Below are 18,200 nucleotides of genomic sequence, written 5' to 3'. Positions count from 1 at the left end.
ACCGTCACCGCAGTGAAAGCGTAAACGTGACGACAGCGAGCAGCAGTAGGCCCAGCGCCAGCGGCGACGGCGTCCCCGTCACAGACCGGTAGACGAGATAGCCGATACCCCCGCCCGCGGTCAGGAGTACCACGACCGAGACGGTGTGGACGAGTTCGACCCGGAGCGTCGAGGCCACGGAGCCCACCTGCGCACCCAACCGCAACGCGTGTCTGGCGGTCACCCAGGCCAGCACGACCGGCACCGTCGCGCCCAGGACCCACTCCGGCGACCCGTCAGCACCGGCCTGTAGCACGGCCACGAACAGGCCGCCGACGCCGGCCGTCAGCGCGAACTCGATCCGACGCAGCAGGCCGACGCCAACCGCTAGCCCGCCGACGACGGCGAACGCCAGGGATACAGGGTCGGACGCGACGAATCCGAAAACGGCCAGAACCGAAACCGCGCTGACGCCGGTGCTGAACCGCGGCAGCCCGGGTTCGAACCGTCGGTCCCGCTCAGACGGCCGCGCCACGGGCTTGCACCTCCCTGAGCGGGGTCGTCGGGTCCCAGTCCCGGATCGGGATGTCGTGCCCCCGAAGCGTGGAAAGTCGGTTTTCACGGGCGAGATGCGCGTAGGCCCCGGCGACCGTCGACGGGTCCGTACAGTCCGGGCTGACCACCGAGACACCGTGGCCGGCTCCCTCCAGCTGTCGGACGAGGTCGACACCGTCGTCGTCACAGAGCGGCGAGACGACGACCACCTGCACGTCGGGGTTGAGCCGCGCCGTCAGGTCGTCGACGGCCTCGCGGATCTGCGTCGACTCCTCCGGTGGCGTCCACGGAACCGCGGCGTCGCCGGCTAGACGCGTCCGGATGGCCTCGCGGTGGGCCTCGCCGGTTGTCGCCGGCAGCCAGCAGTCGTCCGCCCCGACAGTCCCGATACCGACTGGAACCCCGTCGTCGAGCAATCGGTCGGCGACGCTGTAGGCGGCCGACGCGCCGTGGCGTGGCGCTGGGACATCGCCGGGTGTCGCCGCGACGTACGCCGCACGGCGGGCGTCGACAACCACGGCGACCTGCGGCTGTCGCGGTTCCTGAAACTCGACTGTCGCCAGGTCTCCGGTCTTTGCGCGGTGGTGCCAGTCGATCCTCGACGCCGGGTCGCCGGGGCGGTAGGCACGCAGCGAGTCGAACTCGACGCCGCTCCCGGTGACTCCTGCCTTCTGTTGCCCCGGCATTTGCGTCGCCTGCTCTCGGGGCGGGCTGGCGTCGTCACTGCGCCGCTCGAAGCCACACGTCAGGCTGTCGTGGCCGTCCGTCACTGCGACGGTCCGGACCGTCTCGCGTGCGCCAGCGAAATCGCCCGCAATCACGAGCGGCGATTCGAACGCGTGGGTGCCCGGGACCGCCGTCAGCGCGTAGGTGAACGACCGCTCGGTGCCGGGCCGCAACGCGGTGGTCAGCCGCGGCGATCCCGACCGGACGCTGAGTCCGGCGGGGACCCCGTCCAGCAGCCGGAGGTCCGGAACCGTCGTCTCGCCGACGTTCCGCACCGTCACGGTGACCTCGACGGTAGATCCGGGGGTCGGCGTCCGCGGTTCGAGCGTCCGAGTGAGTTCGATGTCGGCCGTCGGCTCCCAGACCCGGGCGGCCCCGGCGAGTGCGATCCCGAACGCGGCGGTCAGTACCGCTCCGGGAACGCCCATCACGACGCCGCCCGCGCTGGCAAGCAGAACCGCGACGGCGACGCGCCTGGTCCGTCCGGTCGACCGCGTTCGGGGGAGTTCGGCGGTGGGCCAGTACTCGCCCTGGGCCGCCCCGTCACCTATCGTTTCGACCGGAGCGAGCCGGCTGGCCGGGTCGGGCGCGTTGGCCGCCAGTCGCTCGGCTAACTCGGCGACGGCGTGGCGCGCCCAACGCACCACAGGTAGCTCGGGTCGAACGAGGGGGAGTGACGCCCGACGCGGCAGCGGCGGGCACAGCCCGTCGGCGAAGAAGGCGGCGGCCGCCTCGTCGTCGGTCCACGCCCCGTCCGCGAGCCGGTCGGCGGCCGCGCCCGGCGTGTCTCCGTCGGTCCGTCCGAGTACATCGACGCCAAGCTCGTGGAGCGACGCGTACACCCGCTCCCTGGGCGTTCGCTCCCGCGTCCCGTCCCACTCGTCCGCGTCGTCGGCAGCGCGGCGACCGACAGTGCTGATCCGGTCGAGCCGCTCGGCGAACGCCGCCCCGGGGACCCGATACTGGGGCCGGGACTCGGGCGTCGGAAGCTGTAGCTCCGGGTCGTCGCTGTCGAACAGCTCTCTGGCCGCGAGCACCACCGCCGCGGCCCCAACCCCGACTGTCAGCAGCGTCGCGGCCACGCGGGGCAGAAGTCCACCGCCCAGTTCGGGTAGTGCCAGCAGGAGCACGCCGGCACTGATAGCCAGGAGGCCGACGATAGTCGGAATGCGTCGCCGCCTCACGACGCATCACCCCGGACAGGCGTGTCCAGCGACAGTGTGGTTGCGACCGCTCGCGCCCGCCGCTCCCGCTCCGGTGTCGCGGCCGCGTCGCCGTACCGGACCGCACAGAACAGTTCGGTCAGCGCCGTCACCGGCTGCTGTGGGAGGCCGGACTCGATTGCCCCCTCCCGAACGTCGGCAGGTGTCACGGGCTTCTCAGCCGACAGTCCGGACGCCTCGCCGACCGATTCGACGTGGGTTCTGAGTGCGGACCACGCCCGATACACGTCGTTTTCTGGTGGCACGTCCCCTGTGAGCAACACGGAATCGGCCGCGGGTGCCGTCGGCGTGGGCGGCGGGTCCTCGTCGTCGGAGTCCGGTTCGGTCGCCTCGCCACGAGTCAGTTCGTACAGGACGACCAGCCCGCCCAGCACGACGAGTGCGAGGCCGGCGACGACCTGCCAGCGCGGCGGCCCGTCACCTGCGTTCGACGCGGCCGCAGTCTCAGCGTCCGTCTCGGGAATACGGGTCGCCGACTGGGTCCCTTCCGGGGTACCGGGTCCGCCGCCACCCGGCCCTTGCGGGGGCGGCGTCGAATCGTCTGTCGACTCCCCGGTCGTCACCGTCGGCGCTGTCGAGACGGTGTCGAGCGACGCGGCGACCATCGCCAGCGCGACGACCGCGAGAACAGCCAGCGCCAGCGAGCCGAACCGCGCCACAGTTACGCCTCCCGATTGCCGGCTCCAGCAGGCCGGTGCGACTGTCTTTCCACCATCCGACTCACTCTCCGGCCGCCGGCGTCTCGGGGGCAGCCGGCGACACCGTCGGCACTGCGACGCTGTCGAACACGTCAGCGACGACATCGTCGGCGGTCGTCCCGTCCACGGTCGCATCGGTCGTCAGGACCAGTCGGTGGGCCAGAACTGGCGCACCGACGGTCTGTACGTCGACCGGGCGCACGTACTCCCGGCCGGCGATCACCGCGTGGCTCCGGGCGGCTTCGAGCAGGCGCTGGCTCCCGCGAGGGGAGACGCCGACCTCGGTCCGGGCGTCTCGGCGGGTCCTGTGGACGATGTCGATGAGGTAGCTCAGGATGTCGTCGTCGACGGTCACTCGCTCGGGAACGGATTGCAGACGGCGCACGCCCTCGGGGTCGAGGACATCGTCGACAGAGGGGGCCTTGGACTCCCGCTCGGTCCGCTGGCGGAGCAGCCCCTTCTCGGCGCTGGCCTCGGGGTAGCCGATGCTGGTCTTGACGAGGAAGCGATCGCGCTGGGCTTCCGGCAGGGGGAACACGCCCTCGCTCTCGACGGGGTTCTGGGTCGCAACGACGACGAACGGCTCCGGAAGCGGGTGGGTGTCGCCGTCGACGGTCACTTGGCCCTCCGCCATCGCCTCCAGCAGCGCGGCCTGGGTCTTCGGCGGCGCGCGGTTGATCTCGTCGGCCAGCACGAAATTAGCGAAGATCGGGCCCTCGGAGAACTCGAACTCGCTGTCGCCCTCGCGGTAGACATGCGTCCCGGTTACGTCCGCCGGCAGCAGGTCGGGCGTGAACTGCACTCGCGAGAAGGAGAGGCCAAGCGCAGATGCGAAGCTCCGGGCAGTCAGCGTCTTTCCGGTCCCCGGTACGTCCTCGATAAGGACGTGACCACGCGCGAGGACGGCGGTCAACACGGTTTCGAGGAACTCTCGTTCGGCGACGACGCTCTCAGAAACCGTCTCGAGAAGTCGGTCGCAGTCGGCGCAAGCGTCTGAAACGTCCATCGTACTCCCGGCTGGGACCCCCAATATGTTAGTAGTGTGAACAGATCTTCTCACCGAGAAAACGGGGTTAGACGACGGCCAGCCCGCTCGGGACCTGGTCGTACTCGGCTGTCCAGTCTCCATCGTCAGGCCATCGCCTGACCCATGTCTCCCCATACTTCGACTGGAACAGGCCGTGGTTCGTCAACGCGAGAAAGCCGTCGTCCGGGTCAGTGGCGAGCACCGGCCGGGCCAGCCCCGACGGTCCCGGCAGGCCGTCCATCGATTGCGTCCACCGGTCACCGTCCCACCGATACACGTAGCTCTCGCCGCTGGTGCTGTGCGCCGACCGGGGGCCGCTGGCGGCCGAGACGACGACGCGGTCCGGGTCGTCGGGGTGAACGGCTAGTCCCCACACGTACCGATGCTCTAGTCCCTCCTGTGGGTGGGTCCACGTCTCGCCGCGGTCGGTCGACAGCGCGAAGCCGCCGCCAGCAGCGGTGTACACCCGATCCGGGGCATCGGGATGGGTCGCCAGCGTGTGGTTGTCCCGCCGCGCGCCGTCGGGATGGTCGACCCACGTCTTTCCGCCGTCCGGACTGCGGACGAACGCGCCGGCCTCGATGGCGGCGTACACCTGCTCCGGGTCGTCCGGGGCGAGGGCGATCCAGCGCACGTGGTGAGTCTGTGGCCGCGGCGGGAACGACCACCGCGACGCCGAGTCCAGTCCCGTTAGCCCGGGTTTCTCGGTCCACGTCTCTCCACCGTCGGCCGACTGATAGGCCGCGCTCGGTTCCGTTCCGGCCCAGATTTCGGTCGAATCGTGTGGGCTGACCGTGACGCTCGTCACGCGGTCGCCTGCGTCGAGAACTGTTTCCCACGTCGCTCCACCATCGGTCGTCCGCTTGAGGCCAGCGTCCGAGGTGCCCACGAAGGCACGCCCCGGCTCGGCGGCTCCCGCGGCAACGCCCTCGATGTCGTGGCCGAGGAGACCGCCGTCCCAGCCGCCGCGGCTGTCGCCGACGAGGACGCGGTCTCCGAGCGCGGCGTAGACGGTGTGCATAACCGACTGTACGACCGCCGAGCGAAGAAAGCTGGCGGTGGTCAGCGACTGACCGACCGTGTCAGTGCGAAGACGTACAGCGCGACGAAGAAAGCGCCGAGGAACGCCTCGGACTGTGCCAGCAGGGAGACGGTCGGATCGCTGACCTCGCCGACGCCGCCGAGGAAGAAGGCGATGAACGACCCGAGGCTGAGCTGGGCGTACTGGCCCACGCTCTCGAACAGGGCCGGCGCGATAGCGAGGTACAGGCCGGCGTAGGCGGCGATGAGTACCGCCGACGCCGCGAGCGTGTACGACGCCCGCTCGCCGTAGCCGGTCGTCACGAACAGGAACGCGTTCATCCCCCAGCGGGCGAGCGCCCGTGCTCGCTCTCGCAGGGATGCGCCGCTGTCGCGGACGCGCCGGGACTGACAGCGCCGCCGGTAGGCCAACTGTGACATGAAGAACTCGGAGGCGGCGGTGTTGTCGGCGATGTCGTTCGCGCCGTTTTTCGCTCGGAGGTACGTCACTTCGCCGGCGGCAGCGTCGATTCGCTCCGCTGTGGCCGTCGAAAGACGCTCGAAGGTCGCGCTGGCGTCCGGTCCGAGCGCCCCGTCACTTGCCTGTTCGGCCGCCAGGTCGACCACTGTCGCCGGTTCGTCGGCCGCTGAGTCCGTGCTGTCCGCCAGGGCTCCGACCGCGTCATCGAGGGCGGCCGGGTACGCTAGTGCGGCCCGAAGGCCGTCCCGAAGCGCGCTATCGAGTTCGTGCAAGCAGTAGTTGGCCCCCTCCAGATCGAGAGCATCGTCATCACGGAAGTCGAAGCCCGCGAACCGCGTCCGATAGAATACAACTCTGTCGAGGACGCTGTTTGTCCCGTCGCCCTCGAACCTGACTGTTCCCAGCGTCGCCCGCTCCAGATCGTACACAGCGGCGCCCGCGTCCGGCTGGCCGAACGCGCCGTCCTCGACCGCCGTCTCTGACAGCGAGACGACCACGACCCCGTTCGGTCCAACAGCGGTCGGTTGCAGGTCGACCGTACCGACGGTGCAGTCGTGGAGACGGACAGTGCCAAGACAGGTCACGTCCGCCGCACGCAGCCGGTCGATTGTGCTGTCCGCGAACCGCGGGCTTGCCAGCGTCGCCCCGTCCAACTGCAGGTCTGCGATGGCCGTGTCAGCGAACTCAGCCCCGAGTACCGCCGCGTCTGTGGCGTCGAGTCGCTCGACGTCCGCCCCCGTGAAGTCGGTACCCACGAACACCGAGTCGTGGACGACCAGTTTCATCGAGACGGCCGCATCGGCAAACGTCGCGTCGGTGAGCGTCACCTCTGGAAGGTAGAGCCGCTCGGCCTCGACCCGCTCGAAGACGGCCTCGTCGTAGCTGGTCCCGTTGAAGTAACCGCCGCTGAACGTCGCGCCGTAGAACCGCGCCGTGCCGAACTCCGCCCACCGGAAGTCCGCCTCGTCGAAGGTGGCATGGTAGAAATCCCCGGTGCCGAACGTTGCCTCGTCGAAGTCGGCCATCTCCAGCGTGGCGTGCTGGAACGACCCTTCCTCGACGGTCGCTCGGTCGAAGGCGGCGTCGATCACCGACGCCCGGTCGAAGGTCGCGGTTCCGATTGTCGCGTCACGGGCGTCAATCCCGGAGAGGGTTGCGCGCTCGAACGCAGCGGTATCCAGTTGTGCCTCCCGGATGTCCACCAGGTCCGCCGTTACCCCGGTAAACACCGCCTCGGCAATCGTCGCGTCCCTCGCGTCGACCTCGTGGTACGTCCCGTCGAACGTCGCCGTCTCCGTGACCGTCGCGCCCCGGAGGTCGAGCCGCTGGCCGAACTCGCTATCGGTACAGTCAATCCGGTCGATCGTCGCTCCGCGGAGGTCGACCGGATGGTTGTCGCCGGCGTCGACCACCGCGTTCGACAGGTCGAGAACGTCGAAGGTGGCTCCAATGAACTGTTTCGCTCGCTTGCGATCCTGCCGACTCTCGGTAGGATCTCCAGCAATCGCATCGAGGAACGCCTCGGATACGTCCACGCTGTCGGGGACATCCTCGGGCTGGCAGTGGAACGGACAGCGCTCTTTGCCTTCGAGTGCGCCGTGTGGACACTCCCACTCCTGTTCGGTTTCGCCGTCCAACTCCGTGCGGTCGACTGTGAATGCACACTGGCTCTCGGTACGCCCCGACCAGACCATCGTTGACAGAAACGCTCGGCAGGCAGGGTGATAAGCGCTGTCACACCCGTCACAGTAGTGATTAGTTGGGCAGAGATCCTTCGACAGCCAGCACGCCTCCCAGCCCGCGTCAGACTGGCTTCGCGTGGACGGAAACGCGGCTGCTGGCTCTCTCCGCAGGGTTTGATACCGGAGACCGGGCCTACGGCGTCCACCAGCGCAGGCCGACCATCACGAAGACGATCGCTAGTTGCATCAGTCCCTGTAGCCCCCCGAGCCTGGCGTTTCGCATCCCGATCTCCGAGACGAGGTCCACGTCCGGGTTCTCGGAGACGACCTGCCGGTAGATGCGGACCTCACCGGGCAGGACGACGCCGAAGCCCTGCACGGATAGCAGGGTCACGATACCGAGCGTGGCGACGAGCCACCACGATGTCATCGCGAAGGCCGGCAGCGTCGTCACGAGATACGCGCCGGAGCCGACGATGGCGACGCCGAGGACGCCCAGCGTCTTCGGGTCGGTCAGCGCGTCGAACTGGTAGCCGATGAGGAGGATGACCGGAATTAGTGTCGCGGCGGTCAAGATTGCCAGCCACGGGTCGGCGTTGGGGAACTTCCCGAGGCGAAGCGCCAACAGGATGCCGCCGGCGATGGTCACCGTCGCCAGCGTCGGCATCAGGAACGTCATCTTGGGCGTGAACGAGGCGAAGAAGTCGGCCCGTGCTTCCGGTTCCTGACCGCCGAGTACCGGCCCCAGAACGAGCCCCATGAACAGGTCGATACCGGTCCACAGTACGCCCGCCATCACGTGCACGTAGGTCAGCGCCCGGATGTTTCCGCTGGCGAGCGCCCCCGCAAACGCGATGAGCGGGACGGCGACTGCTCCCACAGCAAACGCTGGGTTCGCCTGTTTCGCCAGCCCACCGATACCCCGTTTCCGCTCGACGCGGTCCGCTGTCGACTGTGCCATGGTTGGGAATATCAGGGTCCGCTACCGGCAAAAACGTTGGTGGCCGTTTCAGCTATTGCCAGCTTTCACGGTCCAGACTGTCTCAGTCGTCGTCCGCAGCCGGCTGTTCGGCCGCTGTGTCGCGGTCCGCCCGCGGCCCCTCCAGGTCGACGTTCGGCAGCAGGTCTCGGAGGTACTGCCCGGTGTAGGATGCCTCGGTCCGGGCCACCTCCTCCGGTGTCCCCTGCGCGACGAGTTCGCCACCGTTCTCCCCGCCCTCCGGGCCGAGATCGATGATCTGGTCGGCGTTCTTTATCAGGTCGAGTTCGTGCTCGATGACGACGACGGTGTTGCCGTCGTCGGTGAGCCGGTGGAGCACGTCGATGAGTTTGCGCTCGTCCTCGGGGTGGAGCCCAGTGGTCGGCTCGTCGAGCAGGTATAGCGTCTCGCCGGAGTCCTTCTTGCCGAGTTCCTCGGCGAGTTTGACGCGCTGGGCTTCGCCGCCGGAGAGCGTTGTCGAGGGCTGGCCCAGCCGCATATAATCCAGCCCCACATCTTTCAGGAGTTCCAGCCGGCGACGGATGCCGCTGTGGCTCTCGAAGAAGTCGTATGCTTCCTCGACGGTCATATCGAGCACGTCGGCGATGGTTGCGTCCTTGTAGGTCACGTCCAGCGTCTCGTCGTTGTAGCGCGCGCCGCCGCACTCCTCACAAGGCACCGTCACGTCCGAGAGGAAATTCATGTCGATGGTGACCGTCCCTTGGCCGCCACAGCCCTCACAGCGGCCGCCCTTGACGTTGAACGAGAATCGACCCTTCTCGTAGCCGCGCTGTTTCGAGAGGCTCGTCTCGGCGAACAGCTCGCGGATGTGGTCGAAGACGTTGGTGTACGTCGCCGGGTTCGAGCGGGGCGTTCGGCCGATCGGCGACTGGTCGATGAGCCGCACCGTCTCGATGTCGTCGAGGCCGTCGATGGCGTCGTGCTCGCCGGGGTTCACGTCGGTGTCGTTCATCCGACGCACCAGCCCCTTGTACAGCACGTCGTGCATCAGCGTGGACTTGCCGGAGCCGGAGACGCCCGTGATGGCGGTGAACGTCCCCAGCGGGATGGACACGTCTAGATCGGCGAGGTTGTGCTGGCGAGCGCCCCGGACCGTGAGTTCGCCGTCGGCCTCGCGGCGGCTGTCGGGCACCGGAATCGTCCGCTCGCCCGAGAGGTACTCCCCGGTCACCGATTCCTCGGTGTCGATGACCTCGTCCATCGGGCCGTTGACGACGACCTCGCCGCCGCGCTTGCCCGGCCCGGGTCCCATGTCGATTATCTGGTCGGCCCGACGCATCGTCTCGGTGTCGTGTTCGACCACGAGCAGCGTGTTCCCGAGGTCTCGAAGCTCTTCGAGCGTGTTCAGCAGGCGGTCGTTGTCCCGCTGGTGGAGGCCGATGGAGGGCTCGTCGAGGACGTAGAGGACGCCGACGAGGCCGCTCCCGATCTGGGTCGCCAGCCGAATCCGCTGGCTCTCACCGCCTGACAGCGTCGACGCCTCCCGGTCCAGCGTCAGGTAGTCCAGCCCGACCTCGGTCATGAAGCCCAGACGGGCGCGGATCTCCTTGAGAATCTCCTCGGCGATCTTCCGGTCCCGGGCTGAGAGGTGCTCCTCCATCCCCTCGAAGTGGGCCAGCGCGTCGCTGATGGACATTTCGTTGACCGCGGTTATCGAGGTGCCGTCGACGAGCACTGCCCGCGACTCCGCTTTGAGTCGCGTCCCTTCACAGGCCGGGCACGTCGTCGTCGCCATGAACTCCTCGATGTGCTCGCGGGCGCGGTCTGAATCCGTCTCGACGTGTCGCCGCTCCAGGTTCGGGATGACGCCCTCGAACCGCTCGGTCTTCTCGCGGGTGCCGTTCTTGGTCCGCCACTCGAAGTGGACCTGGCTGTCGGTGCCATAGAGGAACTGCCGCTGAATGGACTCGTCTAGCTCCTCGAACGGCGTCGTGAGGTCCACGCCGAAGTGCTCGGCGACGTTGTCCAGTTGCCGCGAGTAGTACGTCCGGTCGTAGCTCCAGGGCTCGAAGACGTGCTTGAGCGGCTTCGTCGGGTCGGTGATGACCAGATCCTCGCTGACCTCCTTCGTCTCGCCCAGCCCCTCACACTCCGGGCAGGCCCCGTGCGGTGAGTTGAACGAGAACGACCGCGTCTCGATTTCGGAGATGTCGATGCCACAGTGCGTGCAGGCAAGGTCCTCGGAGAGTTCGACGACGATGCGGTCCGAGGTGGCCCCGTCGTCCGCTTCGTCTCCGTCGGCGAGATCACCTGTTGCCCGGGCGTCCGACCCGCCGAGCGTCTCCGCCGCGCTCTCGGGCGGGTCCGGCAAGATGACCTTCAGCGTCCCGTCGGCCTCTTCGAGCGCGGTTTCGACGGAGTCCGTGATGCGCGAGCGGGCGTCCGGCGAGATCTTGACGCGGTCCACGACCACGTCGACGGTGTGGTCGTAGTTCTCGTCCAGTTCGGGCCGATCCAGCGTGAGGTCGAACTCCTCGCCGTCGACCTCGACGCGGCTGTACCCTTCACCGACGAGGTCGTCGAACAGGTCCTCAAAGGCTCCCTTCTGGTCGCGGACGACCGGCGCACACAGTTTGGCGCGAGTGCCCTCTGGCAGTTCCAATAGCCGGGAGACCATGTTCTGAGCGGACTGCTCGCCGACCTCGCGGCCACACTCCGGACAGTGGGGCGTGCCGACGCGCGCGTACAGTAGGCGGAGATAGTCGTGCAGTTCGGTGACGGTGCCGACCGTCGAGCGGGGGTTGTTGGCGGCGTTCTTCTGGTCGATAGAGATCGCCGGTGAGAGCCCTTCGACGTTCTCGACCTGCGGCTTGTCCATCTGCCCCAGGAAGTTCCGTGCGTAGGCGGAGAGCGATTCGATGTAGCGCCGCTGGCCCTCGGCGTACACCGTTTCGAATGCGAGCGAGGACTTGCCTGACCCCGACAGCCCGGTGACGACTGTCAGCTCCTCGCGGGGAATCTCCACGTCGACGTCCTTGAGGTTGTGTTCCTCGGCCCCTCGGACCTCGATGATATCCTTGCTCATCTTTGCATCTTCGTTGGCCGGCAGGAGGGAAACCCTGTCGGTTCGGGTGCCTATAGGCGACGCCTCGCGCATGACTAGTTTTATTTTGGAAAATATGGCGAAAGATTTACTACCGTTATTGGATATGAGATAGTATGGGTACGAGCGACTACGACATTGCAGGGATTGACCTCTCCGACGACAGTTACACAGTCGAACAGAGTCTGATCCGCAGCAAGTACAAAGCCATGGACGCCGCCGGGAACGTCGTCCTCCGCGGGAAACAGAAGATGATGAAGATGAAAGAGGAGTTCCCGTTCGTCGACGCAAACGGCAACGAGGTGTTTCAGGTCAAGGCCGGTGGCATCATCGACGTGGCTGGCAACTACGTGCTGACAGACTCAAAGACCGGCGAGGACATCGTTATCCTCGACAACGACTACTCAATTTTTCAGGACACGTGGAAGATTCGGGACGCCAGTACCGAGGCGAAGATCGCCGAGATCAATTCGCAGGGCGCGCTCGTGACCATCGCCCGCAACGTTGTCCCGTTCGGCGGCTGGATTCCCCACAAGTACGAGATCACCGATCAGGACGGCAACCACGTCGGCAACATCGACGGGCAGTTCTCGCTGAAAGACCGCTACGAGATCACTATCGACGACGCCAGCACGGTTCCGAAAGAGCCGATCATCGCCGCGGCGATGGTTATCGATGCGATTCAGGGGCACTGAACTCCACCGGAATCCTTCTTGCCCTGGCTCCCCCAACGACCGCTATGCGCCGCCGGACGGTCCTCCGACGACTCGCTCTCGCAGGAACAGGTGTCGGCCTCGCTACGGGGCCGACCCGAGGTCACCCGACGCCGACCGGTGACGGAACGGCCGAGCCAGCGGCCTCCGGCACCTCGACCGGCGAGGACCCGCTTGGCGTGCTGGAGATGGAAACGGTGTACGAGGTCGTCACCAGCCCCGACGGACACACGGCCTACGTCGCGACGGGTGACGGCATCGCGTTCGTCGACCTCGTTACGCCGACCAGTCCTCGACTACTCAGCCGCCGAACCGACCTGCTGGCCGAGAGCGACGACGGGCCGATACAGCGCGTGCAGGACCTCGCCGTCAGCGGCTCGCGGTTGCTGGCCGCCGGTCCCGCCCACCCCGCCGACGGGGCCCACGGTCTCGTCGTCTTCGACGTGAGCGACCGGCAGGACCCGACACGGATTGCGGGGCTGGAACTGGACACGCGGGTTCACAACTGTCACTTCGACGGCCGCTACGCCTACCTGACCGCAAACGATCGCGACGGCAATCCGCTGCTCGTGGTCGATACCGACGCCGAACAGGAAGTCGGCGACTGGTCGCTGCTCGACGCTGGCGATGCCTGGACCGACGTGCCGACGAGCCTGTGGCCGCTGCACGACGTGTGGGTGCAAGACGGCCGGGCGTACCTAGCCTACTGGGACGGCGGGACGTGGATCTTAGACGTGTCGGACCCGAGCGACATCTCGCTCGTCTCGAAGGTCCGCGGGCGCTCCCCCGAAGACCTCGCCGCCATTGAGGACCCCGGGACCGAACGGAGCGAGCCGCCGGGCAACGACCACTTCGTGACGGTCGACGAGGATGCCTCGCTGCTTGGTGTCGGCGGCGAATCGTGGGACCTCGCGGACGACGACAGCGGCGGCCCCAGCGGCATCGAACTGTACGACATCAGCGATCCGGCCGACGCCGAGCTGCTGTCGACGCTCGACCCGCCGCCGACCTCGGACCCGTCGCCGGGGGGCATCCTCACGACGGCACACAACTTCGAACTGACCGCTGACCGCTGTTACTCGGCGTGGTACAACGGTGGTGTCCGGGTCCACGATTTGACAGACCCAACCCAACCCGACCTCGCGTTCGAGTGGCGCGACACTGAGTCGACCTCATTCTGGACCGCCCAGCGGGCCGCCGGCTGTTTCGTCGCCGGGAGCACGAACGCGAGCCAGGGGACGGAGGTCCAGCCCGGACTGTACACGTTCCCGGACCCGCAGATACGGACGCCGACGGCCACGGACGACAAGGGTGGCGGCGCTGATGCCACCGACGGCACCTCCTTGGGCGTCGGCGGTCCCGGCTTCGGCGTCGGGTCGGCGGTCGCGGCGGTCGGACTCGCAGCGTGGCGCGCCCGACGCCGGCGCGACTGATCTCGCGCCGCCTGACTGTGCTCCGTTCTGTTACTCCAGCGCGCTCTTGACAGCGGCGGCGACGCTCCGTGCGCGCTCGGCCAGCGGCTCGGGGACGTGTCCACGCTCGACGGCCGCATCGAGTTCGTCGTCGTCGACCCGCTCGACGGTCCCGTCGGCGTGTTTCACCACGTCGACGTGGAGGTCGACGTACCGGGCGGTGTCGGGGAATATCTCGACGGGCGTACAGACGTTGACGTACGTGCCCTTCTTTTCGCCGTCGCTGTCGCGGTACACCGTCGGGTACCACCAGCGACCCTCCTTGACTTTCGTCTCGGCGATGTCGCCGGCCTCCTTCGGGACGCCCAGCGCGTCGTAGGTGCCGCCGGGACTCATCTCGCGCTCGATGGTCACCGTCCCGTCGTTGTCGACGGACTGGACCTTCCCGTTGCCCAGCGTGATGAATCGGCCGTCGGGCTTGCCGTGCCCCAGCGACAGGGACTCGCCGACTTGCGGGCCGAACTGCCGGGCCGTCACGGCGAAGGGGAAGTCCGTCTCACCGCTCTCTATGTCGTCACACAGCGCTTCGACGTAGTCGACGGCGGCGCTGGCCGCGCGGTCGCCGGCCTTCACGCGGTGGTGGCCCGGCATCGTCGCCGTCACCTCGCGGCGCGCCTCGTCGAGGGCGAACCGGCTCTCGCGGCCGAACCACAGCCACGTCGTCGAGAGCCCCTCGTCGTACCGAGTCGGCGCGCAGTCCTCGGGCGGGTCGGCTCCCGTAAGCGCGTCGTCGACCGCCGCCGCGCGGTCGTTTGCGGCGTCGAGCGCGTCGGCCAGCGCGTCGAAGCTCGCGTCCTCGCTTGCCGATTCCCACGAGACGCCCCAGCCGTCTCGGGGCTCCGCGGCGATGAGGTCCAGCATCGCCGGGCCGCCGGTCCCCGACGACGACCCGCTTCCGCCGCGGACGAGCGAGAGCAGCGACCCGCGAACCGCGACGGTGGTGTCCAGCACGGGCCGGCCGTTCGTCCACGGCGCGCTCGCTTCGACGACCTGCACCCGGAGCGCATCGCCCGTTTCGACGCGCTCGTCAGAGGACGAGTACGGGAGAAAGCCCTCGCCGTCGCTGAGGTCGACGATAGCGCCGCTCCCCAGTGTTTCGGTCACGGTACCGGCGTAGATCGCGCCCTTGGGCGTCGGGTCGTCCCAGTGGAGCGTGTCTCGCCCGAGTTCTGTCAGGCGGTCCGTAACGGCCGCGGCAGCTTCGTGGTCGCCGACGACGCCGACGCCCTGCTGATCCTCCGTCGTCGCCACGGTGACCGCCGCCCGCTCGTCGGCGAACTCGCCGTCGAAGCGGTTCTGGATCGGTCCCGACGCCTGGACGACCTCGTGACCTGCCTCGCGAAGCAACTGGGTCAGCGCCGTCGCGTAGATGCCCCTGACCCGGACGGTCATAGCGCGTCCTCGTCGGCGGCGAAGCGGACCCGCCCGTGGACTGTCGGCCCGAGCGAGAGCTCGACCTTCTCCTCGCTCAGAACGCGTCCGCCCTCGACCGGGACGCCCCAGGTGTCGAACCGGAGGTAGCCACGGATATCGTCGGCGTGGGTGAACAGGTCGCAGTACTCGACGGTGTGTTCCTGTATCTCGCTGGAACTATGGGCGATATCCATGTCCGAGTACACCGTCTCACGGCCGTGGAAGAAGGCTTCGAGCGCCGCGGCTGCGTCGTCGGTGGCTTCGACCACTGCGTCGGAGGCCGCTTCGATGGTGTCTTGATCGACACCGGCGTCACGGAGTGCCTGCTGTTCGCGTTGCGTGAAGTGCATACCCGCGAGTCAGTGGCGGGGAGAGGAAAACAGTGCGGAATCGCCTACACGATCATCGCGTTCAGCACGAGCATCAACAGCCCGAACATGACGCCGGTCGCGACGATTGTTCGAGGGTCGATACGGACCGTGTTCTGGTCTTCAGCGTCGAAATACCGGACCAGTCCCGCACTGGACATCAGCCCGCCGCTGTCGCTCCCACTCATACTTCAGGGTGGTGTATCACCAATACTAAGCCTTTCGGGTCGCCCGCGATTGCGTGGCCAAGGTACACATGGATAACCCTTATCAGATACCGCGGGCTAAGACGAACAGAGTACTATGACGGTTACACTGAAGGACTTCTACGCGGACTGGTGCGGCCCTTGCAAAACGCAGGACCCGATCCTCGAAGACCTCGAGGAGGAGTGGACGGACGTCGAGTTCGAGAAGGTCAACGTCGACGAGGAACAGGACGTTGCGAACGAGTACCAAGTACGCTCCCTGCCGACGCTCATCATTGAGAACGACGACGGCATCGTCGAGCGCTTCGTCGGCGTCACGCAGGCAGACGACATTGACGACGCGCTGCAGCAGGCCTCGGCGTAACGCGGTCACTTTTGCGGTTCGTCACACGGCCAGTAGCGACCGCTGACTCACTCCTGTTCGGCCAGTCCCGAATCGTCGATTTCGTCGACGGCGATCAGCATCCGCCCACCGTCGAGTGCCGTCACCATCTTCGACTCGGTGAAGGTGGTCTCGTCGGCCCGCAGTCCTTTGCTCTGGCCGGTCCACTTCCCGCCGCTTCTGACGACGGGAATGACGTGCGTCCTGATGTGCTGGACCTCGTTGCTCGGGTGGAGTTCCGACCAGTGCTCGCCGACGAGTTCCTCCGACTCGTAGCCGTAATACGAGGCGTAGGTCTCGTCGACGCGCTCGAAGCGTTCGTCCGAGCCGATGACGCCGACGCCGCTGAGTTTGACTTCGCTGCCTGTTTCGAAGCTGCCGTCCGAGTCGACAGCGTGTTCGACCCGGCGGATGAGCGACGTGTACTGGTCCGTTCCGACTGATTTCTTCAGGTAGTCGGTGACGCCGGCCTGAATGATTTCGGCGGCGACGTCACCGGTCTCCTCACCAGAGAACAGCAACACGGGTAACTCCTGATGTGTCTCCCGAACGGCTTCGAGGAAGTCGATACCGTTCATCTCCGGCATGTCGTAATCGCTGACGACACAGTCGAAGTCGGTCTCCGACGACCGAATCAGCGACAGCGCGGTTTCGGGGTTTGTCTCCGTCGTGACGGTACAATCGAGGCCGCTTTTCTCTCGCTCGAGATATAGTTCCACGAGGTCTCCCAACGCCCCGTCGTCGTCAACATGGAGTATTGCGAGCGGCTCTTCGGTCTCCACCCTCTACTAACATGGCTGCAGCACGCAAGTATTTGCTGCTCGCCTGAATCCATCTAATAACTATATGAAACCGCAACCCTCGCTTCGGGCCGCGCCAGCGTTTCATCGCTGGCGACGGGGAAGGGCAGGCCTGCAGTGGAAGCGGGATGCGGAACGGCACTGCTGCCGGCGGTTGGGCGGTCGCGGCGGGCATACCGCTCGCCGATGGCGAGCGGTTTCATCCCGTGCGCGCGAGGAGAGGGGGGTGACGTAAAAAGGTACTACTGGAAGCGCACGCCGAGGTCGTGCAGACCGTCGTTGTGGCGAGCGACGTTGATGAGAAGCGGTGTCAGTCCCTCGATTTCGGCGGCGTTGGCGAGCGGGCCGCCGTCAAGCGCGCGAATCCCGTCGATGCCCTCGGCGAGTTCACAGACAGTGTCTTTGGCGTCAGTGTCGTCGCCGACGACGATGGTGTCCCAGTCGAGGTCAGCGTCGAGGTTGGCGAGGCGGCCGGCCGCGAGGTTGTGGAAGGCACCTACAACGGGGGTATCATCGGGGGCGGCGTTGGCGGCCAGCTGCGTGACGCTGCCAGCACCAGGGCGGTTGTAGTGGAAACCGTCCTCGTCGCGTTGCATCCCGACAGCGGGGGAAACGAGCGTGGTGTCGTCGAGTTCGTCGGCAACGGCGTCGATTGTGTCCGTGAGGTGGTAGGCCGGGACGGCAGCGACGACCACGTCGGCGCGGGCGGCGGCCGCCTCGTTACCCAGGCCGGCGATTGACACGTCGTCGTGGCCGCGGCTGGCCAGTTCTGCCTCGTACTCCTCGGCTTTGTTCGCCGCCTTCTGGGCTTTCCGGGAGCCGATGATGATCGTGTGGTTGGTGTCGTCAGCCCAGCGGAGGGCGAGGCCTTGGCCGATGTCTCCAGTACCGCCAAGCAACGCGATGTCCATACTTACGGCGTAGGCCGACCACTGAATAAACGTTGTGTGACAGGTTCCCTCAGGTGTACGTCTCCCAGGCCCGGTCGAACCCACCGGCGAAGGCGACGTACAGCGCGCTTCCGAGGCCCGCCAGATAGCTGACCCACTGCGTCGCGACGCCGACGGCTGACGTGTCCCCGAGTGCGAGCGCGAAGACAGTCGAGAGCGGGACCATCACGAAAAAGAGGACGATGATGAACATCCCGACACGGCCCGGCCGGTGGACGGATTCGAGGACCTGATCGTGCTCACGCATCGTCCAGTAGGCCGCGACGAGACCGAGTAGCTGGCAGATAACGGCATACAGCGGCACCAGATCGACCGACGGCTCGCGGATGACCGCACCCCCGACGAGTCCGGCCCAGATGCTTACCAGCAGCGCCCAGCCGAACGTCGGCAGTCGTCGCATACCCGAGGTCTCTGTTCCGTCGGTGAAACCGTTGCCGTTTACTGCTGGTCGATGGGTATCCG

The 18,200-nt window shown here is 67.0% G+C and carries 17 protein-coding genes; 3 read left to right on the top strand and 14 right to left on the bottom strand.

The window, feature by feature from the left end; all coding sequences use genetic code 11:
• Positions 1-4 precede the first annotated feature (4 nt).
• From IEY38_RS02065 to uvrA, 8 genes are all read right to left on the bottom strand, one after another.
• Positions 5-514, bottom strand: a complete 510-nt coding sequence (locus IEY38_RS02065) for a DUF7519 family protein (protein ID WP_188974935.1) — start codon at positions 512-514, stop codon at positions 5-7.
• Positions 498-2,444 (bottom strand): DUF58 domain-containing protein, encoded by a 1,947-nt coding sequence (locus IEY38_RS02060; RefSeq protein WP_188974932.1) that lies wholly within the window; start codon positions 2,442-2,444, stop codon positions 498-500. Before IEY38_RS02060 ends, IEY38_RS02065 begins: the two co-directional genes overlap by 17 nt.
• On the bottom strand, positions 2,441-3,142 hold the full coding sequence (locus tag IEY38_RS02055) for a DUF4129 domain-containing protein (RefSeq protein ID WP_188974930.1): 702 nt from the start codon (positions 3,140-3,142) through the stop codon (positions 2,441-2,443). The genes IEY38_RS02060 and IEY38_RS02055 overlap by 4 nt, the downstream gene beginning before the upstream one ends.
• A 61-nt stretch (positions 3,143-3,203) precedes the next feature.
• Positions 3,204-4,187: an AAA family ATPase gene (locus IEY38_RS02050; protein ID WP_188974928.1), complete on the bottom strand. Its 984-nt coding sequence runs from the start codon at positions 4,185-4,187 to the stop codon at positions 3,204-3,206.
• Positions 4,188-4,254: 67 nt separating this feature from the next.
• On the bottom strand, positions 4,255-5,229 hold the full coding sequence (locus tag IEY38_RS02045) for a WD40/YVTN/BNR-like repeat-containing protein (RefSeq protein WP_188974926.1): 975 nt from the start codon (positions 5,227-5,229) through the stop codon (positions 4,255-4,257).
• Positions 5,230-5,270: 41 nt separating this feature from the next.
• Entirely contained in the window at positions 5,271-7,403 is a 2,133-nt protein-coding gene (locus IEY38_RS02040; RefSeq protein ID WP_188974924.1) for a pentapeptide repeat-containing protein, read from the bottom strand.
• Positions 7,404-7,584: 181 nt separating this feature from the next.
• On the bottom strand, positions 7,585-8,352 hold the full coding sequence (locus IEY38_RS02035; RefSeq protein ID WP_188974923.1) for a hypothetical protein: 768 nt from the start codon (positions 8,350-8,352) through the stop codon (positions 7,585-7,587).
• 82 nt (positions 8,353-8,434) lie between these two features.
• Positions 8,435-11,416: an excinuclease ABC subunit UvrA gene (gene uvrA / locus IEY38_RS02030; RefSeq protein ID WP_188974920.1), complete on the bottom strand. Its 2,982-nt coding sequence runs from the start codon at positions 11,414-11,416 to the stop codon at positions 8,435-8,437.
• A gap of 134 nt (positions 11,417-11,550) precedes the next feature.
• On the opposite strand from uvrA, the gene IEY38_RS02025 reads away from it, so the two are divergent.
• Positions 11,551-12,129 (top strand): LURP-one-related/scramblase family protein, encoded by a 579-nt coding sequence (locus IEY38_RS02025; RefSeq protein ID WP_188974919.1) that lies wholly within the window; start codon positions 11,551-11,553, stop codon positions 12,127-12,129.
• A gap of 44 nt (positions 12,130-12,173) precedes the next feature.
• A complete protein-coding gene (locus tag IEY38_RS02020) occupies positions 12,174-13,580 on the top strand; it encodes an LVIVD repeat-containing protein (RefSeq protein ID WP_188974917.1) in 1,407 nt (468 codons plus the stop codon).
• A gap of 30 nt (positions 13,581-13,610) precedes the next feature.
• Here IEY38_RS02020 and IEY38_RS02015 read toward each other — a convergent pair whose 3' ends face one another.
• The 3 genes from IEY38_RS02015 to IEY38_RS02005 are packed head-to-tail and all read right to left on the bottom strand — an operon-like array spanning position 13,611 to position 15,588.
• Positions 13,611-15,011 carry a DUF402 domain-containing protein gene (locus tag IEY38_RS02015; protein WP_188974915.1) on the bottom strand — a complete coding sequence of 467 codons (1,401 nt, stop codon included), beginning with the start codon at positions 15,009-15,011 and terminating at the stop codon, positions 13,611-13,613.
• The gene (locus tag IEY38_RS02010; protein WP_188974913.1) at positions 15,008-15,382 is read right to left on the bottom strand and encodes a DUF7532 family protein; all 375 of its coding nucleotides are present in this window, start codon (positions 15,380-15,382) and stop codon (positions 15,008-15,010) included. Before IEY38_RS02010 ends, IEY38_RS02015 begins: the two co-directional genes overlap by 4 nt.
• A gap of 44 nt (positions 15,383-15,426) precedes the next feature.
• The gene (locus IEY38_RS02005; RefSeq protein WP_170097013.1) at positions 15,427-15,588 is read right to left on the bottom strand and encodes a preprotein translocase subunit Sec61beta; all 162 of its coding nucleotides are present in this window, start codon (positions 15,586-15,588) and stop codon (positions 15,427-15,429) included.
• A gap of 115 nt (positions 15,589-15,703) precedes the next feature.
• Here IEY38_RS02005 and IEY38_RS02000 point away from each other — a divergent pair, with 115 nt between their 5' ends.
• Positions 15,704-15,970, top strand: coding sequence for a thioredoxin domain-containing protein (locus IEY38_RS02000; RefSeq protein ID WP_004514909.1), 267 nt, complete (start codon positions 15,704-15,706; stop codon positions 15,968-15,970).
• 47 nt (positions 15,971-16,017) lie between these two features.
• On the opposite strand, the gene IEY38_RS01995 is transcribed toward IEY38_RS02000, so the two are convergent.
• The 3 genes from IEY38_RS01995 to IEY38_RS01985 form a co-directional block, all read right to left on the bottom strand.
• Positions 16,018-16,770: a response regulator gene (locus IEY38_RS01995; protein WP_188974911.1), complete on the bottom strand. Its 753-nt coding sequence runs from the start codon at positions 16,768-16,770 to the stop codon at positions 16,018-16,020.
• A 260-nt stretch (positions 16,771-17,030) separates the two neighbouring features.
• Positions 17,031-17,699 carry an NADPH-dependent F420 reductase gene (gene npdG / locus IEY38_RS01990; protein WP_188974909.1) on the bottom strand — a complete coding sequence of 223 codons (669 nt, stop codon included), beginning with the start codon at positions 17,697-17,699 and terminating at the stop codon, positions 17,031-17,033.
• Between the two features lie 49 nt (positions 17,700-17,748).
• A complete protein-coding gene (locus tag IEY38_RS01985; protein WP_188974907.1) occupies positions 17,749-18,138 on the bottom strand; it encodes a hypothetical protein in 390 nt (129 codons plus the stop codon).
• Positions 18,139-18,200 lie beyond the last annotated feature (62 nt).

The organism is Haloarcula sebkhae (genome assembly GCF_014647415.1).
GTDB lineage: Archaea > Halobacteriota > Halobacteria > Halobacteriales > Haloarculaceae > Haloarcula > Haloarcula sebkhae.
This window is presented reverse-complemented; position numbering and strand designations above follow the sequence as displayed.